The following is a 4,967-nucleotide window of genomic DNA, read 5'->3' as shown; positions in this document are numbered from 1 at the left end:
CAGACTACCGGACCCTCGATGCCCCAGCCCCCCGTCGCCAAGAAGATCCCTGTCGTCATCGAACAACTGGGCCGCACCCGGACCGACGACTATCAATGGATGAAGGACGACAACTGGCAGGCCGTGCTGCGCGATCCGACCCTGATCAAGACCGAGGTCAAGGAACATCTGACGGCGGAGAACGCCTACCGCGAGGCCATGATGGCCTCCACCCTGCCGCTGCAGCAGGCGATGTTCGCCGAGATGCGCGGTCGCATCAAGGAGGACGACAGCTCGGTTCCGGCCCCGGACGGCGATTGGAACTACTACGTCGAATACCGCACCGGCGACCAGCATCCCCGTTACATGCGCGTCGAACGCCAGGGCGCGTGGATGGTGGACGGTCAGCCGGTGACGAAGAATTTCGTCGTCGCGCCCACGCCTCAACTGCTCCTCGACGCCAACGAACTCGCCGAGGGCAAGGCCTATTCGGAAGTGTCGGCCGCGAGCCACAGCCCGGACCACAGCCTGTTCGCCTATGCCGAGGACGCCCAGGGCTCCGAGGTCCACAAGATTTACGTCAAGGACCTGGCGACCGGCGAAGTTCTGCCCGACGTGATCGACAGCGCCACCGGCGACTTCGTCTTCTCGCCCGACAGCCAGTGGATCTTCTGGACCAATCGCGACGACAACGGTCGCCCGGACAAGATCTTCCGTCGCCCGGCGCGCGGCGGTGAAGCCACCCTGGTCTATGAAGAGGCCGACGACGGCATGTTCATCGGCGTCGGCCGCACCGCCGACGACCAGTTCATCGTCATCGGCATCCAGAATCAGGAAACGTCCGAGGCCCGCTACATCCCGGCTGCGAACCCGACCGCGACGCCGGTCGTCCTGGAGCCGCGCGTGGTGGCCCTCCGCTACGACGCCGATCACTGGGGCGACCGCTGGGTGATCCGAACCAATGCGGACGACGCCATCGACTTCAAGATCGTCCAGGCGCCGACCGCAACGCCGGCCAAGGCCCACTGGACCGACCTGGTGCCGCACACGCCCGGCCGCTTCATCGAAGGCCTGGACCTGACGATGGATCACCTGGCTCGCCAGGAACGGGCCGACGCCAACACCCGGATCATCATCCGTGACCGCGCCGGCGCCGAGCATGAGATCGCCGTCGACGAACCCGCCTTCGCCCTGTCGCTGTCCGGCGCGTCCGAGTTCGAGACGACCAACACGCGATACAGCTACAATTCGCCGTCCACCCCGACCCAGACCTTCGACTACGACATGGCGACGCGCGAGCGGACCCTGCGCAAGACGCAGCAGATTCCGTCGGGCCACAATATTGCGGACTATGTGGTCGAGCGACTGAACGCCCCCGCTTCGGACGGACAGCTGGTGCCGGTCACGGTGCTGCGTCGTAAATCCACGCCGGTGGACGGTTCGGCGCCCCTGCTGCTCTACGGCTACGGCTCCTACGGCATTCCGATGCCGGCCAGTTTCTCGACCAACCGGCTGTCGCTGGTCGATCGCGGCTGGATCTACGCCATCGCCCATATCCGGGGCGGCTCGGACAAGGGCTGGGGCTGGTTCCTGGACGCCCGCCGGATGACGAAGAAGAACACCTTCACCGACTTCATCGCCGCCGCCGAACACCTGATCGACCGGAAATACGCGACCGCCGGACACATCGTCGCCCAGGGCGGTTCGGCCGGCGGCCTGCTGATGGGCGCTGTCAACAACATGCGGCCCGACCTGTGGGCCGGCGTCATCGGCCAGGTGCCCTTCGTCGATGTGATCAACACCATGAGCGACACCTCCCTGCCGCTGACGCCGCCGGAATGGCCCGAATGGGGCAATCCGATCGAGGACCCGGAGGCCTACGACTATATGATGAGCTACAGCCCCTATGATCAGGTGGGGCCGAAGGCCTATCCGGCTGTCATGGCGACCGGCGGCCTGTCCGATCCCCGCGTCACCTATTGGGAGCCTGAAAAATGGGTCGCCAAGCTGCGTCCGGCGACGACCTCGGGCAAGCCTGTGCTGCTGAAGATCAACATGGAGGCCGGACACGGCGGCGCCGCCGGCCGGTTCGACTATCTGAAAGAGGTCGCCCACGACTACGCCTTCGCCGTCTGGGCCGTCGAAAAGGGCTGGGAAGCGGCCTGATCCGCCACTTCCCTTGCGCGACTTCAGTCCTTCGACTGAAGTCGCGCCGCCAGGCTGGAGGTGTCCCAGCGATTTCCGCCCATGGCCTGGACCTCGGCGTAGAACTGATCGACCAGGGCCGTCAGGGCCAGACGCGCCCCGTTCGACCGCGCCTCGTCCAGCACCAGGCCCAGATCCTTGCGCATCCAGTCGACGGCGAAGCCGAATTCGAACTCGCCTCTGGCGGCCGTCTTCCAGCGGTTGTCCATCTGCCAGCTCTGGGCCGCGCCCTTGGAGACGGCGTCAAAGGCGGCGTCGGTGTCCAGGCCCGCGACCTGGGCGAAATGCACCGCCTCGGCCAGGCCTTGGACCACCCCGGCGATGGCGATCTGATTGACCATCTTGGTCAGTTGGCCCGATCCGGCCGCCCCCATATGCTTTATCGCCTTGGAATAGGCCTGGAGCGCCGGTTCCGCCTTGGCCAGAGCCCCGGCGTCGCCGCCCGCCATGACGCTGAGCTGGCCGTTCTCGGCGCCCGCCTGACCGCCCGACACCGGGGCGTCGACGAAGCGCCGCCCCTGCCCTTCGGCCAACGCCGCCATCTCGCGCGCCACCTTCGCCGACGTCGTCGTGTGATCAACGATCACAGCGCCTTCAGCCAGATGCGGCAGCCCCTCGGTCACGACGGCGCGCACGTCGTCGTCATTGCCGACGCACAGGATGAACAGATCGACGTCGTGCGCCGCCTCGGCCACCGTCTTCGCGAAGCGGCCGCCCGTCGCCTCGGCCCAGGCCTGCGCCTTGGATATGGTGCGGTTGAAGCCGACGACATCATGGCCGGCCTGCACCAGGTGACGCGCCATCGGGGCGCCCATGACGCCCAGGCCGGCGAATGCGATCTTCATGACTGGCTCCGTGTTTCAGGGCACGGACTAGGCCGGGTCGAGCGGGGGTTCAAGCCGCTGTGGCGCGGATCAACGCCCGGTTAACCTCGGCGCCCCACATTGGGACAGTAAATTCCCGGGGTGCGTCCATGTCCGTGAGCGATCGTCCGATCCTCATCAAGAAGGTCAAGAAGGTCTCCGGCGGCGGCCACCATGGCGGCGCCTGGAAGGTGGCCTATGCGGACTTCGTGACCGCCATGATGGCCTTCTTCCTGCTGATGTGGCTGATCAACACGACCGATCCGGAGCAGAAGAAAGGCATAGCCGAGTATTTCGCTCCGGCCAGCGTTTCCGAAACCACCTCCGGTTCGGGCGGCATACTGGGCGGCACGGCCCTGGGCGACGACGGCCCCAAGAGCTCCGGATCCCAGTCGGTGCTCGAGCAACTCGCGCCCGAGGCCCCGGCTGACGCCACGACCGCCGGTTCCAGCACCAATCTCGCATCGGCCAGCGAGGCCGCGCTCCAGGCCGAGATCCAGAAGCGCGAGGCGGCGGAGTTCGCCAGCGCCGCCGAATCCCTGCGTCAGGCCATGCAGTCGATGCCGGAACTGGCCGAGCTGTCGAAACAGCTGATCGTCGATCAGACGCCCGAGGGCCTGCGCATCCAGTTGGTCGATCAGGAGGGCCGCTCGATGTTCGACAACAACTCGGCCCGGCCGAACGCCCGGGCTCAGGTCCTGCTGCGCGCCGTGGCCAAGGTCATCAACCAGCTGCCGAACCGCATCTCCATCACCGGCCACACCAGCGCCACGCCCGGCTCCAATCGCGCCAGCGGTCCGGCCGACTGGACCCTGTCCTCGGAACGGGCCAACGGCTCGCGTCTGGTGCTTCAGAGCGCCGGCGTGGACGCCGACCGGGTCTATTCCGTCGCCGGCAAAGCGGGTTCGGACCCCCTCTATCCCGACGACCCGACCCTGGCCGGCAACCGCCGCATCGCCATCGTCCTGCTGCGCGAGGCGCCGGTCCTGCCGATGGACACCTCGCTGTGATCCCGCTCGGCTGTGGCGCGAACGCGCTTGCGGCCCGGCGAGGAATGACGCCAAATCCACGAATGAGCCTTCGACCGTCACACTCTCGGCAAGATCGGATGCGGATCTAGCGCCGTGACGCAGCATGTTCCGACACGACAGCTCCGGTTCTTCATGACCTCGGTCGCGCCGTGTCCCTATCTGCCCGGCAAGACCGAGCGCAAGGTCTTCGCCAACCTGCCCTTTTCGGACGGCGCCCACGTCAATGACGAACTGACCATCGCCGGTTTTCGCCGTAGTCAGAACATCGCCTATCGCCCGGCCTGCGAAGCCTGTGACGCCTGTGTTTCGGTCCGCCTGCCCGTGCCCGAGTTCGCCTTCACCCGGTCGCAGCGCAAGGTTCTGACCCGCAACGCGGATCTGTCGCGCAGCCTGGTCGAGGCCGAGGCCACGACCGAACAGTTCCAGCTGCTGCGCCGCTATCTGACCACCCGCCACCCGACCGGCGGCATGAGCGACATGGGGTGGCTCGACTATGTCGCCATGGTCGAGGACACGACGGTTCGCACCCATCTGATCGAATATCGCCTGGCCTCGACCGACGGCGGACCGGGCGATCTGGTCGCCGTCACCCTGACCGACCTGCTGAAGGACGGTCTGTCGATGGTCTACAGCTTCTATGATCCGACGATGGAGCGCCGCAGCCTGGGCCGGTTCGCCATCCTCGACCACGTCCGCCAGGCCGCCCAGGTCGGCCTGCCCTTCGTCTATCTGGGCTACTGGGTCCAGGGCTCCGACAAGATGGACTACAAGTCGGGCTTTCGCCCGATGGAAGTGCTGGGCAAGCTCGGCTGGGCGCGGCTGCAGGACTAGGCGAACCGCCTCTCCCTCCCCGTCCGGGGAGGGGCGTCGCGCAGCGACGGGTTGGGGG

Annotated in this window: 4 protein-coding genes; 3 read left to right on the top strand and 1 reads right to left on the bottom strand. The window is 66.8% G+C overall.

The features are described 5' to 3' along the window. Positions 1-2,145: S9 family peptidase (locus ER13_RS16125; RefSeq protein ID WP_035310908.1), on the top strand; the 2,145-nt coding region annotated here is incomplete at its 5' end. Between the two features lie 23 nt (positions 2,146-2,168). On the opposite strand, the gene ER13_RS16120 is transcribed toward ER13_RS16125, so the two are convergent. Further along, positions 2,169-3,029, bottom strand: coding sequence for an NAD(P)-dependent oxidoreductase (locus ER13_RS16120; RefSeq protein WP_035310905.1), 861 nt, complete (start codon positions 3,027-3,029; stop codon positions 2,169-2,171). A gap of 128 nt (positions 3,030-3,157) precedes the next feature. Here ER13_RS16120 and ER13_RS16115 point away from each other — a divergent pair, with 128 nt between their 5' ends. Continuing rightward, entirely contained in the window at positions 3,158-4,057 is a 900-nt protein-coding gene (locus ER13_RS16115; RefSeq protein ID WP_035310903.1) for a flagellar motor protein MotB, read from the top strand. A 114-nt stretch (positions 4,058-4,171) separates the two neighbouring features. Then, positions 4,172-4,909: an arginyltransferase gene (locus ER13_RS16110; protein ID WP_035310901.1), complete on the top strand. Its 738-nt coding sequence runs from the start codon at positions 4,172-4,174 to the stop codon at positions 4,907-4,909. Positions 4,910-4,967: the final 58 nt, after the last annotated feature.

This window comes from Brevundimonas sp. EAKA (assembly GCF_000698025.1).
Classification (GTDB): domain Bacteria; phylum Pseudomonadota; class Alphaproteobacteria; order Caulobacterales; family Caulobacteraceae; genus Brevundimonas; species Brevundimonas mediterranea_A.
This window is presented reverse-complemented; position numbering and strand designations above follow the sequence as displayed.